The sequence below is a fragment of the Stenotrophomonas forensis genome (assembly GCF_028752115.1).
GTDB classification, from domain to species: domain Bacteria; phylum Pseudomonadota; class Gammaproteobacteria; order Xanthomonadales; family Xanthomonadaceae; genus Stenotrophomonas; species Stenotrophomonas forensis.
This window is the reverse complement of record NZ_CP082270.1, coordinates 3,526,371-3,551,779: the sequence shown is the minus strand read 5'-3', so window position 1 is coordinate 3,551,779 and position 25,409 is coordinate 3,526,371. Positions and strand designations below refer to the sequence as shown.

At 68.5% G+C, this 25,409-nt stretch carries 25 protein-coding genes; 10 read left to right on the top strand and 15 right to left on the bottom strand.

The window, feature by feature from the left end; translation table 11 throughout:
• Nucleotides 1-6: 6 nt before the first annotated feature.
• Together K5L94_RS16475 and K5L94_RS16470 are read left to right on the top strand one after the other, a co-directional pair.
• A complete protein-coding gene (locus tag K5L94_RS16475; protein ID WP_180880309.1) occupies nucleotides 7-1,275 on the top strand; it encodes an FAD-dependent oxidoreductase in 1,269 nt (422 codons plus the stop codon).
• Nucleotides 1,276-1,456: 181 nt separating this feature from the next.
• Nucleotides 1,457-1,726 (top strand): hypothetical protein, encoded by a 270-nt coding sequence (locus tag K5L94_RS16470; RefSeq protein WP_040009460.1) that lies wholly within the window; start codon nucleotides 1,457-1,459, stop codon nucleotides 1,724-1,726.
• 1 nt (nucleotide 1,727) lies between these two features.
• Here the strand turns inward: K5L94_RS16470 and pdeM are convergent, their stop codons facing one another.
• The 4 genes from pdeM to K5L94_RS16450 are packed head-to-tail and all read right to left on the bottom strand — an operon-like array spanning nucleotide 1,728 to nucleotide 7,417.
• On the bottom strand, nucleotides 1,728-2,369 hold the full coding sequence (gene pdeM, locus K5L94_RS16465) for a ligase-associated DNA damage response endonuclease PdeM (RefSeq protein WP_197586648.1): 642 nt from the start codon (nucleotides 2,367-2,369) through the stop codon (nucleotides 1,728-1,730).
• Nucleotides 2,359-4,818 (bottom strand): ligase-associated DNA damage response DEXH box helicase, encoded by a 2,460-nt coding sequence (locus K5L94_RS16460; protein ID WP_274510882.1) that lies wholly within the window; start codon nucleotides 4,816-4,818, stop codon nucleotides 2,359-2,361. The genes pdeM and K5L94_RS16460 overlap by 11 nt, the downstream gene beginning before the upstream one ends.
• Nucleotides 4,815-6,422 carry an ATP-dependent DNA ligase gene (locus tag K5L94_RS16455; protein ID WP_274510881.1) on the bottom strand — a complete coding sequence of 536 codons (1,608 nt, stop codon included), beginning with the start codon at nucleotides 6,420-6,422 and terminating at the stop codon, nucleotides 4,815-4,817. The genes K5L94_RS16460 and K5L94_RS16455 overlap by 4 nt, the downstream gene beginning before the upstream one ends.
• Nucleotides 6,419-7,417: a ligase-associated DNA damage response exonuclease gene (locus K5L94_RS16450; RefSeq protein WP_164087801.1), complete on the bottom strand. Its 999-nt coding sequence runs from the start codon at nucleotides 7,415-7,417 to the stop codon at nucleotides 6,419-6,421. Before K5L94_RS16450 ends, K5L94_RS16455 begins: the two co-directional genes overlap by 4 nt.
• 113 nt (nucleotides 7,418-7,530) lie before the next feature.
• On the opposite strand from K5L94_RS16450, the gene K5L94_RS16445 reads away from it, so the two are divergent.
• Nucleotides 7,531-9,168, top strand: a complete 1,638-nt coding sequence (locus K5L94_RS16445; protein ID WP_053450470.1) for an acyl-CoA dehydrogenase family protein — start codon at nucleotides 7,531-7,533, stop codon at nucleotides 9,166-9,168.
• A gap of 289 nt (nucleotides 9,169-9,457) precedes the next feature.
• On the opposite strand, the gene K5L94_RS16440 is transcribed toward K5L94_RS16445, so the two are convergent.
• The 3 genes from K5L94_RS16440 to K5L94_RS16430 all read right to left on the bottom strand — a co-directional run bounded on the left by K5L94_RS16440 (nucleotide 9,458) and on the right by K5L94_RS16430 (nucleotide 11,667).
• The gene (locus tag K5L94_RS16440; protein WP_006461120.1) at nucleotides 9,458-9,868 is read right to left on the bottom strand and encodes a hypothetical protein; all 411 of its coding nucleotides are present in this window, start codon (nucleotides 9,866-9,868) and stop codon (nucleotides 9,458-9,460) included.
• Nucleotides 9,869-10,025: 157 nt separating this feature from the next.
• Nucleotides 10,026-10,367 carry a hypothetical protein gene (locus tag K5L94_RS16435; protein ID WP_004153024.1) on the bottom strand — a complete coding sequence of 114 codons (342 nt, stop codon included), beginning with the start codon at nucleotides 10,365-10,367 and terminating at the stop codon, nucleotides 10,026-10,028.
• Between the two features lie 124 nt (nucleotides 10,368-10,491).
• Nucleotides 10,492-11,667 (bottom strand): thiolase family protein, encoded by a 1,176-nt coding sequence (locus K5L94_RS16430; RefSeq protein WP_053450469.1) that lies wholly within the window; start codon nucleotides 11,665-11,667, stop codon nucleotides 10,492-10,494.
• Between the two features lie 183 nt (nucleotides 11,668-11,850).
• Here K5L94_RS16430 and K5L94_RS16425 point away from each other — a divergent pair, with 183 nt between their 5' ends.
• Nucleotides 11,851-14,691: an autotransporter serine protease gene (locus K5L94_RS16425; RefSeq protein ID WP_274510880.1), complete on the top strand. Its 2,841-nt coding sequence runs from the start codon at nucleotides 11,851-11,853 to the stop codon at nucleotides 14,689-14,691.
• 46 nt (nucleotides 14,692-14,737) lie between these two features.
• On the opposite strand, the gene K5L94_RS16420 is transcribed toward K5L94_RS16425, so the two are convergent.
• Entirely contained in the window at nucleotides 14,738-15,835 is a 1,098-nt protein-coding gene (locus K5L94_RS16420) for a Glu/Leu/Phe/Val dehydrogenase dimerization domain-containing protein (protein WP_049456104.1), read from the bottom strand.
• 279 nt (nucleotides 15,836-16,114) lie between these two features.
• On the opposite strand from K5L94_RS16420, the gene K5L94_RS16415 reads away from it, so the two are divergent.
• Nucleotides 16,115-17,191, top strand: coding sequence for an HDOD domain-containing protein (locus K5L94_RS16415; protein ID WP_053450467.1), 1,077 nt, complete (start codon nucleotides 16,115-16,117; stop codon nucleotides 17,189-17,191).
• A gap of 3 nt (nucleotides 17,192-17,194) precedes the next feature.
• Here K5L94_RS16415 and K5L94_RS16410 read toward each other — a convergent pair whose 3' ends face one another.
• The 3 genes from K5L94_RS16410 to K5L94_RS16400 all read right to left on the bottom strand — a co-directional run bounded on the left by K5L94_RS16410 (nucleotide 17,195) and on the right by K5L94_RS16400 (nucleotide 20,131).
• Nucleotides 17,195-18,784 (bottom strand): phospholipase D family protein, encoded by a 1,590-nt coding sequence (locus tag K5L94_RS16410; protein ID WP_274510879.1) that lies wholly within the window; start codon nucleotides 18,782-18,784, stop codon nucleotides 17,195-17,197.
• 91 nt (nucleotides 18,785-18,875) lie between these two features.
• Nucleotides 18,876-19,574, bottom strand: coding sequence for an RNA pseudouridine synthase (locus tag K5L94_RS16405; protein WP_274510878.1), 699 nt, complete (start codon nucleotides 19,572-19,574; stop codon nucleotides 18,876-18,878).
• Between the two features lie 56 nt (nucleotides 19,575-19,630).
• Complete coding sequence (locus K5L94_RS16400) at nucleotides 19,631-20,131, bottom strand: M48 metallopeptidase family protein (RefSeq protein ID WP_274510877.1); 501 nt, start codon at nucleotides 20,129-20,131, stop codon at nucleotides 19,631-19,633.
• Nucleotides 20,132-20,193: 62 nt separating this feature from the next.
• On the opposite strand from K5L94_RS16400, the gene K5L94_RS16395 reads away from it, so the two are divergent.
• The gene (locus K5L94_RS16395) at nucleotides 20,194-20,751 is read left to right on the top strand and encodes a DUF2058 domain-containing protein (protein WP_274510876.1); all 558 of its coding nucleotides are present in this window, start codon (nucleotides 20,194-20,196) and stop codon (nucleotides 20,749-20,751) included.
• A 170-nt stretch (nucleotides 20,752-20,921) separates the two neighbouring features.
• On the top strand, nucleotides 20,922-21,188 hold the full coding sequence (locus K5L94_RS16390) for a DksA/TraR family C4-type zinc finger protein (RefSeq protein ID WP_006460850.1): 267 nt from the start codon (nucleotides 20,922-20,924) through the stop codon (nucleotides 21,186-21,188).
• Nucleotides 21,189-21,762: 574 nt separating this feature from the next.
• Here the strand turns inward: K5L94_RS16390 and K5L94_RS16385 are convergent.
• Complete coding sequence (locus K5L94_RS16385) at nucleotides 21,763-22,356, bottom strand: mechanosensitive ion channel family protein (RefSeq protein WP_006462204.1); 594 nt, start codon at nucleotides 22,354-22,356, stop codon at nucleotides 21,763-21,765.
• Nucleotides 22,357-22,389: 33 nt separating this feature from the next.
• On the bottom strand, nucleotides 22,390-22,569 hold the full coding sequence (locus K5L94_RS16380; RefSeq protein WP_053450463.1) for a hypothetical protein: 180 nt from the start codon (nucleotides 22,567-22,569) through the stop codon (nucleotides 22,390-22,392).
• A gap of 126 nt (nucleotides 22,570-22,695) precedes the next feature.
• Between K5L94_RS16380 and K5L94_RS16375 the strand changes: the two genes are divergently transcribed.
• Genes K5L94_RS16375 through K5L94_RS16365 form a run of 3 tightly spaced genes read left to right on the top strand, consistent with a single transcriptional unit; the run spans nucleotide 22,696 to nucleotide 24,702 of the window.
• A complete protein-coding gene (locus K5L94_RS16375; RefSeq protein ID WP_053450462.1) occupies nucleotides 22,696-23,274 on the top strand; it encodes an RNA polymerase sigma factor in 579 nt (192 codons plus the stop codon).
• Nucleotides 23,271-23,810, top strand: coding sequence for a hypothetical protein (locus K5L94_RS16370; RefSeq protein ID WP_274510875.1), 540 nt, complete (start codon nucleotides 23,271-23,273; stop codon nucleotides 23,808-23,810). The genes K5L94_RS16375 and K5L94_RS16370 overlap by 4 nt, the downstream gene beginning before the upstream one ends.
• Before the next feature lie 10 nt (nucleotides 23,811-23,820).
• A complete protein-coding gene (locus K5L94_RS16365) occupies nucleotides 23,821-24,702 on the top strand; it encodes a DUF4097 family beta strand repeat-containing protein (protein ID WP_053450460.1) in 882 nt (293 codons plus the stop codon).
• A gap of 49 nt (nucleotides 24,703-24,751) precedes the next feature.
• Here K5L94_RS16365 and K5L94_RS16360 read toward each other — a convergent pair whose 3' ends face one another.
• Nucleotides 24,752-24,934, bottom strand: coding sequence for a hypothetical protein (locus tag K5L94_RS16360; protein ID WP_005410566.1), 183 nt, complete (start codon nucleotides 24,932-24,934; stop codon nucleotides 24,752-24,754).
• Nucleotides 24,935-24,945: 11 nt separating this feature from the next.
• Nucleotides 24,946-25,197 carry a YkgJ family cysteine cluster protein gene (locus tag K5L94_RS16355; RefSeq protein ID WP_053450459.1) on the bottom strand — a complete coding sequence of 84 codons (252 nt, stop codon included), beginning with the start codon at nucleotides 25,195-25,197 and terminating at the stop codon, nucleotides 24,946-24,948.
• Between the last annotated feature and the right edge of the window lie 212 nt (nucleotides 25,198-25,409).

Here is a 25,409-nt window from a genome sequence, read left to right as displayed (position 1 = left end):
GCAGGCATGAAGGAACGACTGCGCATCGCCGTTATTGGCTACGGCACCGCTGGACAGGCATTGTCCATCCTGCTCACCCGTGATGGTCATGAGGTGGACATTTTCGAGCGCGTGCCCACGCCGGGGCCGGTCGGCGCCGGCTTCCTGCTGCAGCCCAGTGGCCTGCAGGTGCTGTGGCAGATGGGCCTGCTCGACGCCGTGCGCGCGCATGCTGCACCGGTGCACCGCCTGTACGGCGATACGCCGTGCGAGCGCGCGGTGATGGACATGCGCTACGACGGTCTGGACGCGCGCCTGCATGGGCTGGGCATGCAGCGCGGAGCGTTGTTCTCGTTGCTGGATGAAGCGCGGGACGGCGCAGGGCAATTGCGTGCCGGCATCACGATTACCGGAGTGGATGCCGAACAGGGCCGTCTGCGCGACGGCGAAGGCCGCACGCATGGCCCGTTCGACCTGGTCGTAGCTGCGGATGGCGCAGCGTCGACGCTGCGCAGCACCATTGCCGCAGGTGCCGGGCTGGATCGCGTGTATCCGTGGGGCGCGCTGTGGTGCCTGCTGCCGGCCGAAGACTGGCCACACGTGCAGGAGTTGCGCCAGCGCTACGTGGCCGCGCGCAAGATGATTGGGCTGCTGCCGGTGGGCACCCGCCCCGGTGACGACACGCCGCGCCTGAGCTTCTTCTGGAGCCTGCCACGCACAGATTTCGAGCGCTGGCAGAACGATGGCATGCCGTCCTGGCTGGAGGAACTGCACACGCTGTGGCCGCAGGCCGCTGCGCGCTTCGCCCACCTGCGTGATGCCGGCCAGCTGGCGCGCGCGGTCTATCGCGATGCAGTGATGTCGCGCTGGCACCAGGGGCGCCTGGTGCTGGCCGGTGATGCCGCGCACGCGATGAGTCCGCAGCTGGGGCAGGGCGTGAACATGGCGCTGCTCGATGCACTGGCGCTGCGCGATGCGGTGCGCATCCACGGTGGCGGCACGGCCGCGCTGCAGGCCTACCAGGCGCAGCGGCGCGCGCATGTGGCGGTGTACCAGCGCTGGAGCCGATGGCTGACGCCGTTGTTCCAGTCCGATCGCGATGGCTGGGCGAAGGCGCGTGATGTGCTGCTCGGTCCGATGGGGCGCCTGCCGGGCGGTCGCAGCCACATGCTGCGCGTGCTGAGCGGCACGCAGCATGGCTGGTTCGGTTCGCTCGCGCTGGAACCAGCCTTCATTGAGGCGCTGCGCAGCGCAGCCGAAACGCCTCGCACTGGCGCTGCAATCGCAGGTGTGTGAAGCAGACCGTCACGTGAATTAACGGTTGCCTCACCGTGGTTGTGCGACAAGAGGGGAGCACGCGACAGCCGCGTCGCCCGTTTTCCTTTCCGTGATCAACATCGCGCGTGGCCCGGGCGCCGCCGCCGTTGCGGCCTGCTGCGGCCCGGACGTGCCGCCGGATGTTGAAGAGGAGGACGCCATGTTGTTCGCGGTCGAAGAGCTGGAATCGGAAATCTGCAAGCTGCGCGGCCTGTTGCAGATGCTGCACGAGGACCAGCCCGACGTACTGGAGGACGTGTTCGAGTTCCATGTCGGCAGCCTGATCAGCCATGCATCACCCGAACACCACGCACGCATCCGTGCCTGCGCGCAGGAGATGCTGGCAGCGATCCAGGCCCTGCCGCGACGACGTGACGATGACACGGCGGATTTCCGCCTGATGCCGGCGCTGGGCCTGCGCCCGGCCTGATTCAGCGGGCGGGAAGCTGCACCAGGCCGCCGTCGACGCAGGCAATCATCCGTTCGCCGCGGATGGGCACAGGCACGATGCCAGCGGTGAATGCGGAGAACGCGGGCAGGATCGTCATCCGCTCGCGCAGCCAGAATGCGGGAAAGCGCCGCCGCAACGAGGGCAGTGCGACCTGCGGGTGCAGATGCCCTGCGATCACGTGCATCGCCGCGTCCGGCACCGGCTCATGGCGAAGCAGGAACGGCGCCAGCGGGATTTCATCGTGGATCTGTACCTGCAGCTGCGCGTGCGGCAGCTGCCGATCGTGATTGCCACGCAGTACGTGCACGTCCAGGCCGGCATTGTGTTCGCGCCAGCCCAACCATTGCTGGTACCAGGCGGCGCGATGTGCCGGCCCATGCAGGATGTCGCCGAGAATCCACAGTTCGCGGCAGGCGTGCATGTCCAGCAGTGACTGCAGGCGTTGCAGGTCGTCGACGGTGCCGCCGCGGGGCAGCGCGATGCCGGCACGACGGAACACGTCGGCCTTTCCAAGGTGCAGGTCGGCGATCAGCAGCGCCTGCCGCGCCGGCCAGTACAGCGCACGCGCGCCGATCAGGACCATGGCTTCACCGGCAAGCCGCACGGGCAGTTCATCGACCATGGCGGCGTTCCAGTTGCTGTGCGGCACGCTGCACGCGTGTGCGCCAGTCTTCGTTGCTGAACTGCCCGCGCAGACGCTCGGCCCACAAGGGAAAGCCCAGCGGCGTCAGCGACGCCGGACGCTGCACCGACAGCGCCTGCGTGCTGATGCGCGCCAGCACCTGCTGCAGGCCAGGCAGGTCCAGGCTGTCATGCAGGACCTCGTGTTCGGCCAGCGCCAGCAGCAGATGGCCCGGATCGTGCTCGCGAAGCACGTCGTACAGCAGGCCCGCCGAGGCCTGCAGCTGGCGGAGCGAACGCGGCATGCCGCCGGGCAGGCTGGGCACCAGCAGGCCCGCCACGCGCGCGATGCCGCGGAACTGTCGGCGTGCCAGCTCGCCCAGGTTCACGGCTGCACGCAGATCGTCCAGCAACCGATCACCGGTGAACAGCGTGCGCCAGTGTGCCGTGTCCAGATCGATGGCCTGCGCCGGCGCCAGCACCAGGCCATGGTCGTTTACCGCATAACCGATGCTGTTGCGCTGCAGGCGCGTGCAACGCAGCGCCAACAGGGCCGCCAGTGCCTCGTGCACGTGACGGCCGGCAAAGGGATAGACGAACAGGAACTGGCCGTCGCGGCGGCGTACGTCCTCCACCAGCAGATGATCGGGCGCGGGCCGCGCCGACATGCGTTGCTGCAGGGTCAGCAGCGGAGCCAGCCATCGTGATTCCGCACTGTCATCGGCGCCGGACAGGACCGACTCCAGTTCGCGGCCCAGCGCCATCGACAGCGGCAACTGGCCGCCTTGCCAGCGCGGCACGACACCGTCACCGCGCCCGCGTGCCAATCGCACGAAGGCGGTCATGTCGCGCAGCTGCACCAGCTCCAGCAGGCGCCCGGCGAACTGGAAGCGATCTCCACGGCGCAGGCGGCTGGCGAACTGTTCCTCGACGGCGCCCAGGCCACCGCCGCGCAGGAACTGCACGCGTACGCTGCCATCGCTGCTGATGGTGCCGATCGAGAGCCGATGACGCAGCGCCTGGCGACGGTCGTGCATGCGATAGCAACCGTCGTCATCGCGTACCACCTTGTGGAAGTCGGGGTACTGGGCCAGGGCCTGGCCACCCTGCACGATGAATGTCAGCACGGCCTGCCACTGTTCTTCACCGAGCGTGGCAAAGGCATGGGTACGGCGTACCTGCGCCAGCAACGCGTCGCTGTGGAATCCACCGGCCAACGCGCGGCTGACCGCATGCTGGGCCAGCACATCCAGCGACAGTGTCGGTGGCCTGCGCGCCTCGACCACGCCCTCGGCCAGTGCACGGCGCACGGCGGCGTACTCGGCCAGCTCCAGCGCGTGGCTGGGTATGCAGAGGATGGCGCCGCCGGCTCCGGGTCGATGGCGCGCGCGCCCGGCGCGTTGGCGCAGGCGTGCCACCCCCTTCGGGCTGCCCAGCTGCAGCACCTGTTCAACCTCGGGGAAGTCCACGCCCAGGTCGAGGCTGGAGGTCGCGACCACGCAACGCAACGTGCCCGCACGCAGGCCATCTTCCACCTGCTGGCGCAGCGCCGGATCCAGCGAGCCATGGTGCAGCGCCAGCGTATCCGGGTCTTCCGGCCAGACTGCCGCCAGCGCCTGATGCCACAGTTCGGCCTGCGCGCGGGTGTTGGTGAACAGCAGGCTGCTGCGCGCCTGCATCAGCGCTTCCAGTACGCGCGGCAGCTGCGCCAGGCCGAGATGCCCGGCCCACGGGAAGCGCTCGCCGGGCTCGGGCAGCAGGCTGCGCACGCTGATCGCGCGCGGGCGTACGCCCTGCACGATCGGTGCATCCGGCTGCCCAGGCAGCAGCACGTCGCGTGCCTGCTGCAGATTGCCCAACGTGGCCGACAGCCCCCACAGCTGCAGCGCAGGCGCGGCCTCGCGCAGCACAGCCAGGTTCAGTTGCAGCAGGACGCCCCGCTTGTTGCCCAGCAGTTCGTGCCACTCATCCACCACCACGCAGCGCAGCTGGCGCATCCGCGGCAGGGTATCCGGATAGCTCAGCAGCAGTGCCAATGATTCCGGCGTGGTCACCAGCACGTCGACGCGGCCCTCGCGCGCCTGCCGCCGCTCGCGGTTGCTGGCATCACCGCTGCGCAGGCCCACCCGCCATCCCAGGCCGAGCCCGTCGACCACCGCCTGAAGGGCGCGCGCGGTGTCGCTGGCCAGTGCGCGCAACGGCGTCACCCACAGCACCTGCAGCGGACGCACCGCACTGGCGCGACGGGGTGATACCGGTGGGTCGATCATCGCCTGCAGCAGCGGCCCACCGAACATGGCCAGCGTCTTGCCGCTGCCGGTGGGCGTGTGCAGCACGCCCGATTCACCGGCCAGGTAGTGCCGCCACATCGCGCGCTGGAACGGCAACGAGCGCCAGCCGCGGGCCGCGAACCAGTCCTCCAGCCGACGCAGCGCCTGGCTGCGGGTCATCGCGCCAGCGCCTGCAGCGTGGCCAGCTGATCGGCCTCGCTGGCGGGCTTGTCGTGGCGCCAGCGCAGGATCCGCGGGAAGCGCACGGCAACGCCCGACTTGTGCCGTGAACTCTGGTTGACCGCTTCGAAGCCCAGTTCGAAGACCTGTTCGGCGCGCACGCTGCGTACGGGCCCGAAGCGCTCGCGCGTGTTGGCGCGGATCCAGCGGTCGAGTGCGAGGATTTCCTTGTCGTCCAGGCCCGAGTAAGCCTTGGCCACCGGCACCAGGGCGTCGCCATCCCAGACGCCGAACGTGTAGTCGGTGTACAGCGTGCTGCGGCGGCCGTGTCCGGCCTGCGCATACAGCAGCACGGCATCGATCGTGAGCGGATCGACTTTCCATTTCCACCAGTCGCCGCGGCGTCGCCCGGCCTGGTAGGGCGAGCCACGTCGTTTCAGCATCAATCCTTCCACGCCGCGTTCGCGCGCCAGCTCGCGCATCGCGGCGGCGTGCGCCCAATCGTCGGCCACCACCTCGGGCGACAGCTGGATGCGGGTATCACTCAGCCCGCCGATGACCTCTGCCAGCCGCAGGCGTCGCTGCTGCAACGGCAACGCGCGCAGATCCTCTCCGTCGAGTTCAAGCAGGTCATAGGCGAGCACGCGCACCGGCGTGTTGCGCAGCGTGGCGGCACCGGGCTTGCGACGCTGGATGCGGGTCTGCAGCGCAGTGAAGGCGCGCGGCAGGTCGCCACTCTCGTCCCAGGCCAGCAGCTCGCCGTCCAGTACGCACCCATCGGGCAGGGCCAATGCAGCCTGTTCGATCTCAGGGAAGCGACCATCCAGCCGTTCCTCGCCGCGTGACCACAGGGCTGTTTCGCCGCGCCGCCGCAGCAGCTGCAGGCGGATGCCGTCCCACTTCCATTCCAGCATCCAGTCGTCGATCGGGCCGAGGCGGTCTTCCGGTTCGCCTTCCAGTGGCGAGGCGAGGAAGAATGGGTAGGGCTGCTGCCGGTCCAGTGGCAGCTCGTCCGGTGACAGCAGCTGGTCCAGCAGCCCGGGTGAGGGGACCCATTCGCCGAGCATGCGCTGGGCGATGCGTGCGATGTCCAGGCCCGACCATTCGGCCAGCGCCTGCTGCACCAGTCGCTGCGAAACACCGACACGCAGTGCGCCGGTCAGCAGCTTGTTGAACACCAGCCGTTCGCTGCTGCACAGCTGCTGCCAGCCGGCAACGACTGCTGCGCGGCGTACCGGCTCGTCCTGGTTGGCCACGGCCAGCAAGTGCTGTTCGATCCATTCGGCGAGGGGCCGGTCGGCAGCCGGTTGCGCCGGATCATCCAGCAGCAGGGTGAGGGTTTCGGCCAGGTCACCGACCTGCGCATAGCTGTCTTCGACCAGCCACGGTGGCAGACCCGATTGTTCGGCAATCCAGGCGCGCAGTTCGCCGCTTGCAGCGATCTTCCTGCGCGCGCCGCCGACCTTGCCGCCACTGAGCAGGTACAGCGCCCATGCCGCATCATGCGCACATGCCTGGCGGAAGTAATCGACCAGCGCCGCACGCTTGTCCAGCGTGGCGGTGCTGCGGTCCAACCGCTGGTAGAGCGCGGCGAAGGCTTTCATTCCTCGCTCCCGAAGTCGGTACGGAAGGCTTCGGCAGCCACCCCGCGCTCGCGCAGGAAGGGGATCAGCGCGTCGGTGTTGCCATGGGTGGCGATCACCCGCTGCGCGCCGGTCTGTTCGATGGTCTGCAGCAGCGCAGGCCAATCGGCATGGTCGGAAATGACGAAACCTCGATCAACATTGCGCCGGCGCCGATTGCCGCGCAGCTGCATCCAGCCGGACGCGAAGCCCAGCTGATGGCGGCCGAAGCGACGCATCCACGGCGTGCCCGCGGCCGAGGGTGGCGCGAGGATCAACTGGCCGGCTGCATCCGGCTGGCGCCCCTGCTCGGCGACGGTGTGCGTCTCCAGCATCGGTACGCCGGCCTGCCGGTAGACCGCTACGCCATTGGCGATGGCGCCATGCAGCCAGGCCGGGCGATCATCCAGCAGCAACAGTTCCGCCAGTACCCGCTGTGCCTTGCCCAGTGCGTAGCACAGCAGGATCGCGGCCTCGCCACGCTGTTCGCATTCGCGGCGCCACGCCACGATCCCGGCAGCCACTGCCGGCGTGTCCGGCCAACGGTAGATCGGCAGCGCGAAGGTGGCCTCCGTGATGAAGGTATCGCAGGGCACGACCTCGAACGGCGTGCAGGTTGGATCAGGCTGGCGCTTGTAGTCGCCGGACGCCACCCAGACCTGCTGCCCGTCATCGATACGGACCTGCGACGAACCCAGCACATGCCCGGCCGGGTGCAGCGATACCTGTACCCGCCCCAGCCGGAACGGCACGCCCTCGGCATGCGCCTGCACCGGCACGTCACCCAGGCGCCAGCGCAGGATCGGCAGGCTGCCTTCGCTGCAGTGGTACTCGCCCATGCCCGGGCGCGCGTGATCGCCATGGCCATGGGTGATGACCGCACGTGGCACCGGCCGCCAGGGATCGATGTGGAAGTCACCGGCGGCGCAGTACAGCCCCTCCGGGCGCAGGACCACCAGATCGTCGTTGCCTGTCATGCGGTCACTGTGGCCGCTGCCTCGTGCACGGGGTGAGAACCGGCCTGAACGCGGGCTTGGCAGGTGATGCGGCACAATCGAGCCGCACACTTCTTGCCGCCAGGATGGACCGGATGAGTGGACCGAGCTTCAGCAGCAGCGCGCCCTTCGAAACCCATGTGGTGCTGAACCAGCCGCCACCGTTCGCCGGCCGTCATCTGTGGACCGACGACGTGGCATTGATGGACGCGGTGCAGCGGGAGGGTGCGGGCGGCTTCGCACCGCGCCTGGCGGTGTACGGCGCGCTGGCCGGTGACGAACTGTACCGGCTCGGCTTCGATGCCAACCGTGATCGGCCACGACTGCGTACGCATGATGCGCAGGGCCATCGCATCGATACCGTGGAGTTCCATCCGGCCTATCACCAGCTGATGGGCACGGCCAAGCAGCATGGCGTGGCTGGACTGTCGTGGCACGAGCCGCAGCCCGGTGCGCATGTCGCGCGTGCGGCCCTGAGCTACCTGCATCACCAGGCCGAGGCGGGCACCAGCTGCCCGTTGACCATGACCCACGCCGCGGTGGCGGTACTGGATCCGCACCCGCATCTGGCCGAGTGGGCGCGCAAGGCTGCTGCGCCGGTCTACGACCCACGCGACGTGCCGGTGGCGGACAAGGCCGGCATCACCCTGGGCATGGGCATGACCGAGAAGCAGGGCGGCTCGGACGTACGGGCCAACAGTACCCGCGCCGAACCGATCGATGGCGAGCGCTACCGCCTGGTCGGCCACAAGTGGTTCTTCTCTGCGCCGATGTGCGATGGCTTCCTGGTGCTGGCGCAGGCGCCAGGTGGACTGACCTGCCTGCTGATGCCGCGCCGGCTGGCCGATGGCGACCGCAACGCGTTCCGGCTGATGCGGCTGAAGGACAAGCTGGGTGACTGGGCCAATGCGTCCAGCGAAGTCGAGTTCTGCGGCGCACAGGCATGGCGCGTGGGCGAGGAGGGGCGCGGTGTGGCCACCATCATCGGCATGGTGATGATGACCCGCCTGGATTGCATGCTGGGTGCGGCAGCGGAGATGCGCATGGCATTGGCACAGGCGCTGCACCATGCGCGCCACCGGCGTACCTTCGGCACGCTGCTGGTCGATCACCCGCTGATGGCCAACGTGCTGGCCGATCTGGCGCTGGAGTCGGAAGCGGCCACGGTGTTGTCGATGCGTATCGCGCGCGCGGTGGATCGTGCCGGCGTGGATGGCAACGAAGCGGCGCTGGCGCGGCTGGGCACGGCCCTGGGCAAGTACTGGATCTGCAAGCGTGCCGCGGCGTTCGTCAATGAAGCACAGGAATGCCTGGGCGGTGCCGGCTACGTGGAGGAATCGATGCTGCCGCGGCTGTACCGGCAGGCACCGTTGAATTCGATCTGGGAAGGCAGCGGCAACATCCAGTGCCTGGACGTGCTGCGCGCGTTGGCACGTGAGCCCGAGGCGATGGTGGCGCTGCGCGGTGAACTGGCCGCGGTGGCCGATCGTGATGCGCGCTATGCGGCCGCCCTGCAGCGCTGGGCGGCGGCACCGCCGCCGCAAGAATCGCAGGCGCGGATGTTCTGCGAGCGCACAGCGCTGCTGCTGCAGGCGGCGCTGCTGTTGCGTGCGCGCAGTCCGATGGCCGAGGCATTCGTGCGTAGTCGTTTGCAAGGGGAGCACGGGCTGGCGTTTGGGACGCTGCCGGCGGGGCTGGATGTGCCGGGGATGCTGGCGCGCGCGTTGCCGTAGGCGGCGGCCAACGGCCGAGCCCCTCGTGGCGGGCGGCGCGGAGTCTGCGTCGTGAGCGGGCCGCGCGGGTGGGTTGCGCAGGGGGCGCTGCAAGTACGTCCATGTAAGCTCGGTCGCCGCATCCATGCGGCTCACGCCCCTGCGCAACCCTCCCGCGCGGCCGCGGACAATTTCCGTGGGCGCACACCACGAAATCAACAGAAAAAGCGAAAAGCAGAAAGCAGAAAAGCCGCGGCGGTGCCGCGGCTTTTCCTGTGGCGCCGAGCGCATGCCCGGCTGCCGGTATGCCTCAGTGCTTGGCTTCTTCCTTGGCGGCGTTGGCCTTCGCGTCATTGGCGACATCGCGGGCCTTGTCGGCGACCTTCTGTGCGGCGTTGGCGGTCGCGTCGCTGGCATGAGCCGCGGCGTCGGTGGCAGCGTCCTTGGCCTTGTCGGCGGCATTGGCGGTGGCGTCTGCGGCCTTGTCCAGCGCCTGCTGGGTATCGGCAGCCGCCTGTTCGGAGGCGGCGGCGGTCTTGTCGGCGGCTTCGCGGGTGGCGGCAGCGGCCTTGTCGACAGCGTCGCGGGCGGCAGCGCCAGCGCTGTCGGCGGCCTGCTGTGCGTCCTGCTTGGCCTGTTCGGCTTCCGGGCCCTTGCAGGCGGCCAGCGCCAGCAGCAGGGAGGCAGCCAGCAGGGTGGTGGTGATCGGACGAATCTTCATGGCGGACTCCGGTGCTGCAATGGATGGGGACGCCAGCCTATTCATGCCGTTGTGAAGACGGGGTGGCGATGCAGTGGCTCAACCGCCGGCATCGGCGCAAAGAAAAAGCCGCTGGCGAACCAGCGGCTTTTCCAGAACAGCGTGAAGAAAGAAGTTATTACTTCTTGGCTTCTTCAGCAGCGTCCTTGGCCTTCTCGGCAGTGCCTTCGGCAGCCTTGGCAGCGTCGGCAGCAGCGCCGGCAGCAGCGTCGGTGGCAGCAGCGCCAGCCTGGGCAGCGGCGTCAACCGAAGCGTCAGCAGCGGTGGCGGCGGTGTCAGCGGCCTGCTGGGCAGCGTCGGCGGTCTGGGCGCCAGCAGCGGCGGCCTGGTCGGCAGCAGCCTGGGCTTCGGTGGCGGCTTCGTTGGCCGAAGCAGCGGCGTCCTGGGCAGCTTCCTGCTTCGAGCAGGCGGCCAGGGCCAGAGCCAGGGACATCGCGACCAGCAGCTTGTTGATGCTCATTGTGTAAATCCTCGTCGTTAGAATTAGGCAACGCGCATGCTGCGCGCCGACAACATGATGACAAGCCAATATTGGGTGTCAAGCGATCCCGCATTCATTTTTGCGAAATCATCGTTAAATCTTTTCAAATCAATTCGATGGCGATTGCGGTTGCTTCGCCGCCACCGATGCAGAGGGTGGCAATGCCGCGCTTGCCACCGCGCGTGCGCAGCGCGTTGACCAGGGTGACCACCAGGCGTGCACCCGAGGCACCGATGGGATGGCCCAGCGCGCAGGCACCGCCATTCACGTTGAGCTTGTCGTGCGGGATGCCCAGCTCACGCATCGGCGCCATCGCCACCACGGCAAAGGCTTCGTTGATTTCGAACAGATCGACCTGGTCCAGCGACCAGCCGGTCTTGTCCAGCAGCGTGTGCAGCGCGCCGATCGGTGCGGTGGTGAACCACTCCGGCTCCTGCGAGTGGGTGGCGTGGCCGACAATGCGGGCCAGCGGGGTGATGCCACGCGCGGCGGCATCTTCCTCGGTCAGCAGGACCACGGCGGCCGCGCCATCGGAAATGCTGGAGGAGCTGGCGGCGGTGACGCTGCCGTCCTTCTTGAAGGCCGGACGCAGGGTCGGGATCTTGGCGATGTCCGAGCGCCCCGGCTGTTCGTCGGTGGCGACCTCGACCTCTCCCTTGCGGGTAGCGACCTTCACCGCGACGATCTCATCGGCGAACGCGCCATTGGCCTGCGCAGCCTGCGCACGCTTGACCGATTCGATGGCGTAGGCGTCCTGCTCTTCGCGGCTGAACTGGTACTTGTCCACGGCGCATTCGGCGAATTCGCCCATCGCCTTGCCATCGTAGGCATTGACCAGGCCGTCGTGGGCCATGTGGTCGACCGCCTGGAAGTTGCCGAAGCGGTTGCCGGTGCGCGAGTTCGGCAGCATGTGCGGCGCGTTGGACATCGATTCCATGCCGCCGGCCACCACGATGCTGGCCGAGCCGGCCTTGATCAGGTCATGGCCAAGCATGATGGTCTTCATGCCCGAGCCGCACACCTTGTTGAGGGTGGTGGCGCCCACCGACAGCGGGATGCCGGCGGCGATCGCCGCCTGGCGGGCGGGCGCCTGGCCGAGGTTGGCCGGCAGCACGCAACCCATGAGGACCTCGGAGACGTCGCTGGCCGGAACACCCGACTGTTCCAGGGCGGCGCGGATGACGGCCGCGCCCAGGGTGGGGGTCGGCACGCCGTTGAACTGGCCGAGGAAGGAGCCGATGGCGGTGCGCTTGGCGGCGGCGATGACGATGTTGGACATGGCAATCTCGTTGATGCGTAAGCAATGTTCGGAAAGGAGACCGGAGGCCGTTGGAAGCGCCCCGGTTTCCCGGCAGACTGCGTGGGGGTCGGCCCAAGTATAGAGGGTCGCGGAGGGCCGTCGCTGGGCGCGGCCGCATGCCAGCCAGGATCAGGGCCGGCCAACGTTCATGGGAAGGAATCGATGGAACGCACGATGATGGTGAGGTCTGCCCTGGGTACCGCGCTGGCCATGGCGCTGACGGCATGTGGCGGAGGCGGAGGCGGCAGCAATGTACGCATCGATCCACCGCCGACCGCGCCGCCCCCGACCACGCCTCCCCCCACCACGCCGCCGCCGGCCAAGCCGCAGGAGCCGGCCTTCGATGCGCATCTGTCAGTCACCAACGCGCGGGCCGCACAGGCGGCCGGTCTGACCGGGCAGGGCGTGCGCATCGGCATCGTTGATTCAGGGGTGCAGCGCAATGCGGTGGCGCTGAACGGGCGGGTGCTGGCCAACCTCAACTACATCGATCCGGCCAGGAACAATCTTGCGGTCGACGATGTGGTTGGCCACGGCACGGCGGTGGCCAGCCTGGCCGCCGGTGCAGCGGTGGGAACGTGGCCGGGAGGCATCGCGCCGGGGGCGCAGATCGTATCCGCGCGGATCATTTCCGACACGCCGCCAACGGATGACGGCAGTGGGCGCGGCAATGCCTTCAGCGGTCCGCTGGGCGTGGCGCAGGTCCACCAGGACCTGATCAGCTACAACGTGAAGGTGATGAACAATTCGTGGGGCGGTCTGTACTGGACCGACCTGCCGACCACCGCACAGGTGGCGGCCGAATACCGCCCGTTTGTCATCAACCACGGCGGCCTGGTGGTGTTCGCAGCCGGCAATGACGCGCGCACCGAACCCAGCAGCCTGGCCGCGCTGCCCAGCCAGAAAGGCGTGGCCGGCACGCTTCCGGCGGCCGACCTGGAGCGCGGCTGGCTGGTGGCGACCGCGGTTGATCCCTACACGCCGGGTGCGCTGGCCAGCTATGCCAATGCCTGCGGCCAGGCGGCCCGCTACTGCCTAGCAGCGCCGGGCAGCGCGGTCTATCCCGATGCCAGCGGTGGCAGCTATTACTGGAACTACGGCACGTCATTCGCCGCGCCGTTGATCTCCGGTGCGGCGGCGCTGGTCTGGCAGCGATTCCCCTACTTCAACAACGACCTGGTGCGGCAGACCCTGCTGGGCACCGCCAAGGACATTGGCGCGCCTGGCGTGGACCCGGTGTTCGGTTATGGCCTGCTGGACATCGGCCGAGCGATCAAGGGCCCCGGGCGCTTTGACTGGGGTGATGTGGTCGCCAACGTGGATGTGGCCTCGACCGGCTCGCTGTGGAGCAACGACATCGTCGGCAGTGGCGGCCTGGTCAAGCAGGGCAGTGGAACCCTGGTGCTGGGCGGCAACAACAGCTACACCGGTGCCACCCGCATCGAGCGCGGCATCCTGTCGCTGCAGAACGGCGGTGTCATCCGTTCCAACGTGACCATCCTGGGCCAGCCCGATCCGGATTCGACGGGCCTGCAGTTCAATGGTGGCACGCCGCGGGTGATCGGCAACGTGGTCAACGGCAGCAGCGTGTTCCTGACCACCGGCAGCACCACCGGTACCATCGAGGGCAACTACACGCAGCAGGCAGGTGGCCAGCTGATGATCGCGCTCGGTGCCAATGCGCTGCAGGTGACCGGCACCGCCTCGATCAATGGTGGCGTGCGCGTGCATGGCTTCGTCTCCGGCTATGTGCCGCAGAGCGGCAGCCGCCAGGACCTGGTCCATGCGGCCGGTGGCCTGAGCGGCACCTTCAGCAGCCCGGCCACCTCCAGCGGCCTGCAGGGCCTGTCGCTGCTGCAGAGCAGCTATGGCTATGACAGCAACAATGCCTGGTTGAACCTGACCCAGGTCAGCGTCACTGCGGCGGCGACCGGGCTCACGGCCTCGGCGCAGTCTGCCGCGCAACGACTGGAAGGTGCGTTCAGCGCGCTCGATGGCAGTCCCGTCCTGCAGGGCTCGGCGTTCGGCGCGGCGGCCGGCGCGCTGCAGTGGACCGGCGGTGGTCGTGATGGCCTGGCCGCCAGCCTGCAGAGCCTGTCGGGACAGGCGCATGCGCGGGCCGAGTCGGCCACCTTCGACAGCATCGACATGTCACGCCGCGCGATCGCCGAACGCTTCGATCGGGTTCAGGCCGCACCACGGCTGCGTGGCACCTGGCAGAGCGCCTTGGGCGAGGCCGGGCAGGGCAGCTTCGCCGGCAACAGCGCCGACAGCCGCGGCTGGATGACTGGCCAGGATCTGGCCTTGGGCAGCAACGGGCTGATGGGCGTGGCCTTCGGCGAGACCCGCAGCAACGGTGGCAGCAGTTTTGATGGAGATCGCGGTCGTGATCGCCAGGCGCAGGCGCAGTTGTATGCCGGCTGGAACCTGGGGCGTGGCTATGCGCTGGCCCAGCTCGGCAGCGGCCAGTTCACCCGCACGCTGGATCGCCAGCTGCTGCTGGGTGCCGGCGCCTACGGTGTCTCTGCGCGCTACGGCGGGCGCTTCAGCAGTGCCAGCGTGGAAGGCGGCTATCGCTTCGGCCGCGCCGGTGCGTCGCTGACGCCTTACCTCGGCGCCAGCACCACGCGTGTGGAGACCGGCGCCTTCCAGGAGCTGGGTGGTTTCGGCTTCGGCCTGCGTGGCGATGCCAACCGCGTGCAGCGCAGCCAGATGCTGGCCGGTGTGCGCGGTGAGCGTGGATGGGGGCGATGGACGCTGCGCGGTCATGCCGAGTGGCAGCAGCGGCTCGATGGTGCCGATGTGGATTGGCAGGCCAGTTTCGTCGGCGTCGATGCCTGGGCGCCACTGGCGGGCTGGAACACGTCGCGCGGAAGTGCGCTGTTCGGCGTGGCACTGGAATCGTGGTGGGGCCGCAATGGCCGCCTGAGCCTGGGCTTCGACCAGCGTGTCGGTGGCGAAGGCGCACGGCAGGCGGCCCTGCGCTACAGCACCGGGTTCTGAGTGATCGGTCGCGCCGGGGCCCAGGCCCGGCGCGACCCCCGCAGGCTCAGCCGCCGCGCAGGTTGCCCAGGCGCGGGGTGCTGCGGCCCAGCGGCATCTTCAGCTTGCCGATCGACAGGATGCGGCTTTCGGCGATGCGGTCGGCGGCACGCTGCGGCGCGATGTTCTCGCGCTGCGACAGTTCGAAGATGCGGGTGAGGTTGTGGTAGATGCTGCGGATCAGGCGCATCGCGCGTTCGCGGTTGTAGCCGTCGATCTCCAGCGAAACGTTCATCACGCCACCGGCGTTGACGGCGTAGTCCGGTGCATACAGGATGCCGCGCGCATGCAGCTCGTCGCCGATTTCCAGGCTCGACAGCTGGTTGTTGGCGGTGCCACAGATGATCTTCGCCTTGATCCGCGGCAGGGTATCGGCATTGATCGCGCCTTCCAGCGCGCACGGCGCGAACACATCGGCGTTGACCTCGTGGATCTCGTCCGGCTTGACCGCTTCGGCGCCGAAATCGCTGACCGCACGATCGACCAGGCTGCTGTCCAGATCGGTGACATACAGCTTGGCGCCGCGGTCGCGCAGCAGCTTCACCAGCTCCATGCCGATGTGGCCCAGGCCCTGCACCGCGATGCTGGTCTTGCCCACTTCTTCATGCCCGAACTTGAAGCGCATCGCCGCCATCAGCGCCTGCAGCGCACCGTAGGCGGTGAAGGGGGCGGGATCGCCGGAGCCGCCATGGACCTGGTGAACGCCGGTCACGAACTGGCTCTCCAGGTAGATGTTCTCCATGTCGTTGACGTCGGTACCGACGTCCTCGGCGGTGATGTAGCGCCCGCCCAGCGAATCGACGTAACGGCCGAAGGCGCGGAACAGCACCTCGGTCTTGTCCACCTTGGGGTCGCCGATGATCACCGCCTTGCCGCCACCGACATTGAGGCCGGCCAGCGCATTCTTGTAGGTCATCGTCCGGCTCAACCGCAGCACGTCGGCCAGCGCCTCGTCGGTGCTGGCGTAGGGGCGCATGCGCACGCCGCCCAGGGCCGGGCCCAGGGTGGTGTTGTGGATGGCGATGATCGCCTTCAGCCCGGCATCGTGGTTGTGGCAGAACACCACCTGTTCATGGCCGGTGGTGGCGAGGGTTTCGAATAGCATGGCATCTCCGATGGCGCGAACAGCGGCGAACTGCGGCGAACGGCCAGTGAACGGTAGGGTCCCAAAAACAAAAAAAGCGACGTCGTCGGTGCAGGGGGACGGGTCGCGCGGCGCCATTCTAGTCCATTCCTCCGGCCGCTGCCGTCGACATCGGCGGACGCCCGGTTAAAGAAGATGAAAGCGCGGCCGATGCTGCGACGACGGCGGGTCGCCGGATTCGTGTGAAGAGGCAGGACGGTCAGTGACGGCAAAGGCAGCACAACGACAGGGCGGGCGGCGATGACGCCGGCCTGGTGGCGATCGCTGCGCGCGTGGCTGGCGCGCTCGACCGGGGCGGCGCCGTCGCGGTTGGCCGCAGCATCGCGGCAGGCGGTGGCCGCCGCTGCGGCCAGCCTGCAGGGCGAGGCGCTGCCACCAAGTGAGATCGCGGCGCACCTGCAGCGCGGCCTGCATGCGCTGGCGCTGTATCCGCGGCTGGCCGGCGAACCCGCGCCGGTCCAGGACCCGGCGCTGGGCGAGGCGGTGGCACGCGCGCTGCAGGATCGCGACTGGGCGGCCCGGCACCTGCCCCGGCGTCCGCAGCTGTTGCCGCAGCTGATCCAGACCGTCAACGACGACGCGGCCTCGGCGCGGGTGATGGCGGCGATCATCGGCCAGGACCCGGTGCTGACCGGCAACCTGCTGCGCATTGCCAACAGCCCGGCGTACAAGGTGCACGAGCGGCCTGTGGAAAGCCTGCAGCGGGCGGTGACCCTGGTCGGCACCGAAGGCGTGCGCCAGATCATCAGCGCGGTGCTGGTGCAGCCGGTGATGCAGGTGCAGTGCGAGGTGTTCCCGCAGTTCAGCACGATCATCTGGGAGCATGCGTTGCTGGCCTCGCGCGCGGCCGCCGACCACGCACGCACGGTCACCTTCGGCGATGCTTTCGCCGCCCAGTGGCTGGGCCTGGTGCAGGGGCTCGGCGCGGCGCTGGTGATGCGCCAGCTGCTGCAGGAAGCGCAGGCGCGCGGCGAAACCGTGGAGCCGGCCCTGGCCCTGCAGCTGCTGCAGCAGTGGTCGTTGCCACTGGCCCAGCGCGTGGCGGCGGCCTGGGAATTGCCCGAACCGGTGCACCAGGCTCTGGCACCGGAAGCGGACGGACCGCTGGCCGACAGCCTGCGCCTGGCCAGCGCCGCTGCGGCTGCCAGCCTGCTGTGCAGGCACGGGCATGCCAGCCAGAACCGCATGCTGGCCCTGCTTGAACAACTGCCGTCGGCACCGCCGCATACCCTGCGCTGGATCTGGCGGCGCCTGCACGGGCGCAGTGTGGAAACGCGCGATGAGGCCGGGCAGGAACAGGCATCGCCGTCGCCCTGAGCGCTACAGCTGCGATTCCACCGGCAGCCAGCTGATCACCCGTGCGGTCCAGCGCTTGCCCAGGCTCGCCCCGGGTTCGGCCTCCACCCAGTGCGGCGGCGGTTGCCGCTCCAGCCAGCGCAGCGCATCGTCGTGTCCCAGGGCCAGCCACCAGCTGTGCGCAGGGCTGGCCAGGCGCAGGTACTCGTCGCGCAGCTGCGCACCCAGCACCGGATCGTCGAACAGCACTCCCATCTCGGTATTGAGGTAGGCCGAGCGCGGATCGAGGTTGAACGAGCCGACGAAGCCGCGGCGGTCGTCGACCACGAATGCCTTGGTATGCAGGCTGGCGCCGCTGCTGCCGAACAGGCTGGTATCCGGCTGGCCGTGTGCCTTCAGTTCGTACAGCTGCACGCCAGCCTTCAGCAGGGGTACGCGGTAGCCCATGTAGCCGCCGTGCACCGCAGCCACGTCGTTGGCGGCCAGCGAATTGGTGACCACGCCCACCTGGGCGCCGCGCGCGGCCAGTCCCGAAAGGCCCTCCACGCCATCGCTGCCTGGCACGAAGTAGGGCGAGATCAGCAGTGCGCTGCGACGGGTGGTTGCCAGCTCGTCGCTGAGCGTATTGACCAGCCAGTGGCGGCGATCATCGTCGCGATGCTTCATCGGCGGATCGGAGGCGATGCGCACGTTCGCGCTCCAGTGCAGGGGCTCCGGCGTAGGCCGCTGCAGGCCGCGCGATGCGGCCACGCGTTGCAGGTAGGGCTGCGCCCTGGCATGCAGCGCATCCAGGTCCGACTGCCGCACGAGTTGCCGCAGCTGTTCATCGCTGTAGGAGGCCAGCGCGGAAATCGGAATGGCCGTGCTGCTGTTCCAGTAATCGTCGAAGATCCGGTTGGCCTGCTGCACGGCCGGTCCGGCCACCACCAGGTCAAGATCCTGGAAGTTCACATCGTCGCGTGCACTGAAGTATTCCTCGCCGATGTTGCGCCCGCCGACGATGGCGATGCGGCCATCGGCGATCCAGCTCTTGTTGTGCATGCGGTGGTTCACGCTGAAGGCGCGTTGCACCAGCTCCAGCGTGCGTGCGATGCCACTGCGGTTGCGGAACGGGTTGTACAGGCGGATCTCGATGTTTGGATGCGCATCGAGCGCCATCATCAGCGCATCCTTGTCCCTGGCGTTCATGTCGTCGAGCAGGATGCGCACGCGCACGCCGCGTTCGGCGGCGTCATACAGCGCCTTGGCCATCAGGTGGCCGACCAGGTCGTCGTGCCAGATGTAGTACTGCAGGTCCAGGCTGCGTCCTGCGTGCGCGGTGATCATCGCGCGGGCCGCGAACGCATCCATGCCATCGCTGAGGAAGGCCACGCCGGACTTGCCGGGATGGGCCTGCTGCAGTGGCACGATCTGCTGGTCGATGCGCGTCTGCGCCGGTTGCAGTGGCAGCACGTGCGAGGGCGCGCCCTGTGCCTGCGGCGTGAGATGGTCGGCCAGCAGCAGGCCGGACAGGACCAGCAGCAACAAGGCGGCGACGATGATCGCAGCGACACGCAGCAGGCGTTGCCACAGGGGCTTGGGCGGACTCATGCCCCGATGGTAGATCCACGCCATGCGTGGATGAAAGCCAGAAGACCCGTTGCAATGGCTCCACGACTTGCGTGGATGGCTTCTTCAGGCAATGTCATGCCATGCGTGGATGGGGTCAGAACCGCTCGTCACTGCCCAGGTAGCGCCACTGGCCTGGCGGCAGCGGCCCGAGTGCCACGCGCCCGATACGCAGGCGACGCACGGCCGCGACCTGCAGCCCGGCGGCGGTCACCGCCACGCGCAGGCCCTTGGCGGTCAGCCCCTTGCCGGCAAAGCGCAGGCGCTGTTCGCTCTGCCAGCTGACCTTGGCACCGCCGGATTCGTGCTGCAGCCGCGCCAGCAGCCACGGACCGCGCTCGGGGCCGCCTTCGGCCACTTCGATGAGGTACTCCTGCTCGGTGCGGCCCAGGTTGCGCTGCAGATGGGCGAGGGTGGCCGGGTCCTGGCTGACCACCACCAGGCCGCTGTCGGTCGCCGGCAGCGATGCCGCCAGCTGCAGCCCATGGAAATGACGCTGCAGTGGACGGATGCCGCTGGCATCAAGCTCGCTTCGGCTGTCGCTGCTGACCAGCGCGCACAGGGTCTCGGCGGCGACGCCGGCCGGCTTGTGCAGCAGCATGCTGACCCGCTCGGCCTTGTCATCGCTGGCCTGCTCGGCCACCACGATCACGGCGTTGTCGTCGACCGGGCGCTGCGGCTGTTCCACCACCTCGCCATCGACCGTGACCCAGCCGCCCTCGATGTAGCGCCGGGCTTCGCCGCGCGGGATGCCGAGCAGGGCGGACAGGCGTTTGTCGAGACGGATCGGTTCCATGGCGGGCGGTTCGGTCAGGTCGGGCAGGGGGCGCGCAGTGTAGCTGCTGCGGCCGCTCAGCGCTGGCCGCGGTTGGCCAGCTCGGTCAGGTACAGGCGGGTGTCGAATTCCAGCTGCAGGTAGTCCGGCTCCATGTGCTGGCACAGCTGGTAGAAGGCCTTGTTGTGGTCGGCTTCCTTCAGGTGGGCCAGTTCATGCACCACGATCATGCGCAGGAATGCCGCCGGCGCCTGGCGGAACACGGTGGCGATGCGGATCTCGCGGCTGGCCTTGAGGCGACCGCCGTGTACGCGGGAGATGGCGGTGTGGGTGCCCAGCGCGTGCTTGATCACTTCCAGCGTGTTGTCGTAGCAGACCTTGTTGAGCGGCACCGACTTGCGCAGGTAACGGTCTTTCAGTTCCTGCGTGTAGTCGTACAGCTGGCGGTCGCTGCGCACCGCGTGCGGGTCCGGGTAGCGCTGCTGCAGCCATGGGCCGAGCTTGCCCTGCGCCAGCAGTTCACTCACCTGGGCGACCAGGGGTTCGGGATAGCCGGTGAGGTACTTCATCACTGCCATGCAGGGGGGGCGGGGCGCCGGTAGAATGGGGCCTCCAAGATTACACGCGGTACGCAACGATCATGGCAAAGCCCAACGCGCTGCAGGAACAATTGCTCAAGGCCGGCCTGGCCAAGAAGTCGCAGGCCAGCGCCGCCGCGAGCGCGCAGGCCAAGGCCCGCCAGGGCAAGGCCGAATCGACCTCGGCCGAGGTCCAGCGCGAAGCTGAACGCGCCCGCGCCGAGAAGGTCGAGCGCGACCGCGCGCTGGCTGCCGAACGCAACGCCCAGGCCCGGCAGGCGGAACAGAAGGCGCAGGCGAAGCAGATCATCAGCGCGCACGCCGTGCCCCACAAGGGCGATGACGAATACCGCTTCAGCGACGGCGCCACGATCCGCACCCTGCTGATCGACCCCAAGCTGCGCAAGGCACTGTCGGTGGGCGTGCTGGTCATCGTTGCCCATGGCGAGGGCTACGCGCTGCTGCCGCGTGCCGCCGCCGAGAAGGTGCGTGAACGCGCCCCGGAAGCGATCATCGTCGACCACGGCCAGCCGGGCTCGACCGCCGAGATCTCCACCGGCAACGCCGAGGACGATGCCTACTACGCCCAGTTCCAGGTGCCCGACGACCTGGTCTGGTAAGCAAAAAGGGGACGGAGGGGATTAAGCCGCAATCGGCCTGATCGAACCCGTTCGCATCCTGTTCGTCTTCCTGAAGAGCAGCCGAGCACGGCTCGGCTCCGCATCACGGCCTGTCTTTTTGCCGGCGTGTATCGTCCCCATATCAGGCGACACACCTGCGGAGGATGGCCATGGCCACCGGTTGGGCGGGAGATGGCGCGGTCCAGGATCAGATCGACGCTACCGTTGATGATGCGATTGCCCGCGCGCGGCGCCAGCTGCGCCAGGGTCCGGGTCTGGAACACTGTGAGGAATGCGACGCGCCGATCCCGTTGGCGCGGCGCCAGGCCGTGCCCGGGGTGCGCCTGTGCGTGGCCTGCCAGCAGGCGCTGGATGATGAGGAGCACGCGCACAGCGGCTACAACCGGCGCGGCAGCAAGGACAGCCAGCTGAGGTAAGGGTTGTTCGGCAGGGCTGCGCCCTGCACCCGCAGATGCTTCAAGCCAAGGCAACAGCAACAGCAAAAGCAAAAGCTGGCATTCCGCGGGTTGGCGGGGCGGTGTCGGGGTGCGGGGACGCCGCAAGTACGTCCATGTAGGCTTGGCAGCCGCATCCATGCGGCTGACACCCCGCAATCCGACACCGCCCCACCTTCGATAGGTTCACGCCGCTGTTGGCAACGGCGGCCGTTGGAACGCGCGGCTGTTGGTAGGTGTCGACCTTGGTCGACACGACTCTTCTGTCAGATATCGAGTGAATCATCCGCGCATGGCGCGGCTCTACTGTGTCGACCAAGGTCGACACCCACCAGAGCGGAACGCCGTTCCGGCAGATCGCGGGAAACTGTCGAAGGCGGGGTGGGTCCGGTGGCGGGAGTGTCCGCGGCATGGATGCCGCGGCCAAGCCCCCATGGACGGGTTTACGGCGTCTCCCGCCACCGGACCCACCCCGCCATCCCACAGGAAGCCAGCCTTTGACGTTGACGTTGCCTCGGCGGGTGCAGGGCGCAGCCCTGCAAAGAAAAAAACCCCCTCAGCCGTCGCCCTGGATCCCGCCGGGAGCCTGCGCCGGGTCGCGCCAGCGACGCACCGTGCGCTGGAAGAACAGGTTGTTCGGCAGCTGCAGCACCGTGCCCTCGTGGCCATCACCGGTTTCCTGCAGCGTCGTGTAGATCAGGTTCACGTCGATCACCCGGCCCTTCAGCCCAGGTTTCTCGCCGTTTTCCAGCACCTCGATGTAGTCGTGCAGGCGGAACGGACGGGTGGTGAAGATCAGCAGCGTGCAGAAGATGTTGGACAGCACGCTCCAGGCCGCGAAGAAGGCCACCGCGCCCACCGCGGCGAAGCCGGTGAAGGCGGTCCAGAGTACCGACGGCTTCGCGCCGAGCAGGCTGAGGATGTACAGCAGGGCACTGAAATAGACCACGAAGCTGGTGATCCGGCGTGCGCCCATCACCATCTCCGGCGGCAGCGTGTAGTGCTCGGCGAAGCGGCGGATCAGGCGACGGGCGAGCAGACGCAGCAGCCAGGCGACCAGCAGCACCAGCACGATCTGCAGGGCGACGCCGGCGTAGTTCAGCCACGGGTGGGTCCAGGGCGGCAGGTGGTCTTTCAGCGACAACATCATGGGGCGACTACGGCGGGGGAACGGCCCCCGATGTTACCCGGCGCGTGCGGGGGATTCGACCGTGGGCGTCCAGGCCAGGCAGACCAGCTCCTTGCGATGCTGCTGCAGGCAGGCGCGGCCGTTGTCGGGGCGAAGCTGCAGCGACAGCCCCAGCGCCTGCAGCAGGACGCAGGCGGCGATCACCAGCAGGGCAGCGCAGGATGGGCTGGACATGGCAGGACTCCCGGACGGCATTTTCGCGAAGGACCCTGCATGGATGCAGCGGCCGCCGAAAAGGTTGCAGGGAATCGATCATCATCCGGCTCTAAACCTTTTCCCGGGCCGCCGCATCCAAGCGATATGCTCGACACCACCATGCCCGCGCCGCCTGCCGCCAACGACGCCGTCGACGAATCCGCCCTGGTGCGGGCGGCGGCCGCTGGCGATACCGCCGCCTACGAACTGCTGTACCGGCGCCACGCGCCCCGCGTATTTGCCGTGCTGTGGCGGCTGTGTGGGGGCCAGCAGGCGCGTGCCGAAGATGCGCTGCAGGAGGCCTTCCTGCAGGCCTGGAAGGCGCTGCCGGGGTTCCGTTTCGAGAGCAGCCTGTCGACCTGGCTGCATCGGCTGGGCGTCAATGCCGCCCTGATGGAACTGCGTGGGCGCGCGGCCGGGCAGGACCACGACAGTCTGGATGAGGTCGACGGCGGGCTGCAGGAACTGGCGGTGCATGACCGCTGTGCCGGCACCGAGCGCGACCTGGAGCGCGCGCTGTCGACGCTGCCACCACGGGCACGTGCGGTACTGGTACTGCACGATATCGAAGGCTGGAAACACCAGGAAATCGCCGAGCAGCTGCAGATGGCTGTCGGCAGTTCCAAGGCACAGTTGCATCGTGCGCGCGGTTTGTTGCGTGCACGGCTGGGAGACATGACATGACGACACACGACCACGATTCCGATTCCGATTCCGCGCTGCTGGCACGCCTGCGTGCCCTGTCCAGCGAACGCAGCGTGCCCGCCGATGGCTGGGAGCGCCTGTCGGCCCGGCTGCCACCGCGTGAACCACCGTCGGCGCCTGCAGCGGATGGCAATGTGGTGGCCCTGCCCATGCGTCCGAGGCGGCGCTGGTGGCTGCCGGTGGGCGCGGCCCTGGCGGCCAGCCTGGCGGTGTATGCGGTGGCGCCGTGGCGCCATGCGCAGCCTGACATGCCGGCGCCGTCCGCGCTGCAGCTGCAGGCCGCGGCGATGACCGAGCAGTACCAGCAGGCCGTGGCCTCGCTGCCCGATGGCCGGGCGCCGGAATGGCAGCCGGCCCTGCATGAACTCGATGAAAGTGCCGCGCAGATCCGCGCCGCACTGGCGCAGGACCCACGTGCGCCGCACCTGCTTGGCCAGCTCAAGCGCACCTATGCGCTGCGTCTGGAACTGACCCGGCAGGCGGCCTATGCCGCCGAGTCCGGCCTGGCGACCTGAGGAGACCCCCATGACCCGAACCCTGATTTCCTGCTGTGTGGCGCTGTTGCTGGCACCCTCGCTGGCGCTGGCCGACACCCGTATCGACGAACGCCACACGCTGGCCGCCGGCGGTCGCATCGAACTGAGCAACGTCGCCGGCAAGGTGACCGTGCGCGGCTGGGACCGCAATGATGTGCAGCTCACCGGCACGCTCAGTGACGGCCTGCAGCTGCGCCAGGAGAAGAGCGCCAACCGCGTGCGCTGGGAGATCGAGTACCCGCGCCGCAACAACAACGGTGGCGCCACCCTGGTGCTGAATGTGCCGCGCTCGGTGGAACTGCTGCTGAGTACGGTCAGCGCCAGCCAGGACATCAGCGGCATCGACGTGCGCCGCCTGCAGGCCGATACGGTCAGCGGCAGCCTGAGCGCGGCCGGGCGCAGTGGCGACAGCAAACTCAACACGGTCAGCGGCAGTGTCAGTGCACGCCTGCAGACCCCGAAGCTTGACGTCAATACGGTCAGTGGTCGGATCGAGGCCGGTGGCGGCGTATCCGGTGATATCGGTGCGCAGACCGTGTCCGGCCGGGTCGAGGTGGACGCCGGGCGGGTGCAGCGGCTGGCGGTGGAAACCGTGTCGGGCAGCATCGAGCTGGCAGCGGCCGGGTTGGCACCGGGTGGCCGCGTCAACGTCGAATCGGTGAGCGCCTCGGTGACGCTGAGCCTGCCGCGCACGGTGTCGGCGCAGCTGTCGGTGAACAGCTTCAGCGGTTCGATCAACAGCGATGCCGGGCAGGTGGAGCGGCCGCGCTACGGGCCGGGCAGCCACCTCGACACGCGGCTGGGCGGCGGTGATGGTGACATCCGCATCCAGTCGCATTCGGGCAGTGTGCAGGTACGCCTGGATCGCTGAGCGCGGTCCGGCAGGCCGCGGCGGCAGCGCCGCCGCGGTCGGTACTGGGTCAGCTGGCTTTCTTCAGCGCCCAGGTGGTGCCGAGGACTTCGATCTTGCCACCGGCCTTGCGGAACGCAGCCAGGTCCGAAGCGATCGAATCACTGCTGACCACGGTGCTGGCGGCCGCGCCCTTGCGTTCGCTGCGGATGCTGTTGCTGGCCTTCGCGGGGGTCTTTGCCTTGCGGGGCATGGTTGCTCCTGTCAGGTGGAAGGGGAGGAAAGCGACCAGGCATCAGCCTGGCGCAGGTAGTCCTGCCGCTCGCGGCGGCAGTCATCGCCGCCCATCGAAAACTGGCGGCAGATCGCCGGGCGCTGCGAATAGATCGTGCAGCGCAGGTGATAGGGATCGATCGCCGCGCACCAGCCTTCCTCGTTGCGTGCCATCACGGCACGGCCGTGGGCGTCGCGCGAAAGGAACTGGCCGGGCACCTGGTCGCCGGGCTGCAGCAGCACGGGCAACCGGCAACAGACCGCGTCACAACGGCGGCAGTCGATGGGTGCAGGTGCTGCGTCAGGTTGTAAGGCCTCTGGGGCCTGGCGGGTGCCCAAAGCGGGTCTCGATGGCGGCTCCGGTGGTACGCGGACCATGAACGAGCCAGGAAGGCATGGTCGCTAGGCCCGCAGGGCGGGCCGGGCTGCACGGAAGACACGCACCGGCGTGGCCG

Coding starts and splice junctions, on each gene's coding strand:
- K5L94_RS16475 (WP_180880309.1), top strand. CDS start 7: ATGAAGGAACGACTGCGCATCGCCGTTATTGGCTACGGCACCGCTGGA.
- K5L94_RS16470 (WP_040009460.1), top strand. CDS start 1,457: ATGTTGTTCGCGGTCGAAGAGCTGGAATCGGAAATCTGCAAGCTGCGC.
- pdeM (WP_197586648.1), bottom strand. CDS start 2,369: ATGGTCGATGAACTGCCCGTGCGGCTTGCCGGTGAAGCCATGGTCCTG.
- K5L94_RS16460 (WP_274510882.1), bottom strand. CDS start 4,818: ATGACCCGCAGCCAGGCGCTGCGTCGGCTGGAGGACTGGTTCGCGGCC.
- K5L94_RS16455 (WP_274510881.1), bottom strand. CDS start 6,422: ATGAAAGCCTTCGCCGCGCTCTACCAGCGGTTGGACCGCAGCACCGCC.
- K5L94_RS16450 (WP_164087801.1), bottom strand. CDS start 7,417: ATGACAGGCAACGACGATCTGGTGGTCCTGCGCCCGGAGGGGCTGTAC.
- K5L94_RS16445 (WP_053450470.1), top strand. CDS start 7,531: ATGAGTGGACCGAGCTTCAGCAGCAGCGCGCCCTTCGAAACCCATGTG.
- K5L94_RS16440 (WP_006461120.1), bottom strand. CDS start 9,868: ATGAAGATTCGTCCGATCACCACCACCCTGCTGGCTGCCTCCCTGCTG.
- K5L94_RS16435 (WP_004153024.1), bottom strand. CDS start 10,367: ATGAGCATCAACAAGCTGCTGGTCGCGATGTCCCTGGCTCTGGCCCTG.
- K5L94_RS16430 (WP_053450469.1), bottom strand. CDS start 11,667: ATGTCCAACATCGTCATCGCCGCCGCCAAGCGCACCGCCATCGGCTCC.
- K5L94_RS16425 (WP_274510880.1), top strand. CDS start 11,851: ATGGAACGCACGATGATGGTGAGGTCTGCCCTGGGTACCGCGCTGGCC.
- K5L94_RS16420 (WP_049456104.1), bottom strand. CDS start 15,835: ATGCTATTCGAAACCCTCGCCACCACCGGCCATGAACAGGTGGTGTTC.
- K5L94_RS16415 (WP_053450467.1), top strand. CDS start 16,115: ATGACGCCGGCCTGGTGGCGATCGCTGCGCGCGTGGCTGGCGCGCTCG.
- K5L94_RS16410 (WP_274510879.1), bottom strand. CDS start 18,784: ATGGCGTGGATCTACCATCGGGGCATGAGTCCGCCCAAGCCCCTGTGG.
- K5L94_RS16405 (WP_274510878.1), bottom strand. CDS start 19,574: ATGGAACCGATCCGTCTCGACAAACGCCTGTCCGCCCTGCTCGGCATC.
- K5L94_RS16400 (WP_274510877.1), bottom strand. CDS start 20,131: ATGGCAGTGATGAAGTACCTCACCGGCTATCCCGAACCCCTGGTCGCC.
- K5L94_RS16395 (WP_274510876.1), top strand. CDS start 20,194: ATGGCAAAGCCCAACGCGCTGCAGGAACAATTGCTCAAGGCCGGCCTG.
- K5L94_RS16390 (WP_006460850.1), top strand. CDS start 20,922: ATGGCCACCGGTTGGGCGGGAGATGGCGCGGTCCAGGATCAGATCGAC.
- K5L94_RS16385 (WP_006462204.1), bottom strand. CDS start 22,356: ATGATGTTGTCGCTGAAAGACCACCTGCCGCCCTGGACCCACCCGTGG.
- K5L94_RS16380 (WP_053450463.1), bottom strand. CDS start 22,569: ATGTCCAGCCCATCCTGCGCTGCCCTGCTGGTGATCGCCGCCTGCGTC.
- K5L94_RS16375 (WP_053450462.1), top strand. CDS start 22,696: ATGCTCGACACCACCATGCCCGCGCCGCCTGCCGCCAACGACGCCGTC.
- K5L94_RS16370 (WP_274510875.1), top strand. CDS start 23,271: ATGACGACACACGACCACGATTCCGATTCCGATTCCGCGCTGCTGGCA.
- K5L94_RS16365 (WP_053450460.1), top strand. CDS start 23,821: ATGACCCGAACCCTGATTTCCTGCTGTGTGGCGCTGTTGCTGGCACCC.
- K5L94_RS16360 (WP_005410566.1), bottom strand. CDS start 24,934: ATGCCCCGCAAGGCAAAGACCCCCGCGAAGGCCAGCAACAGCATCCGC.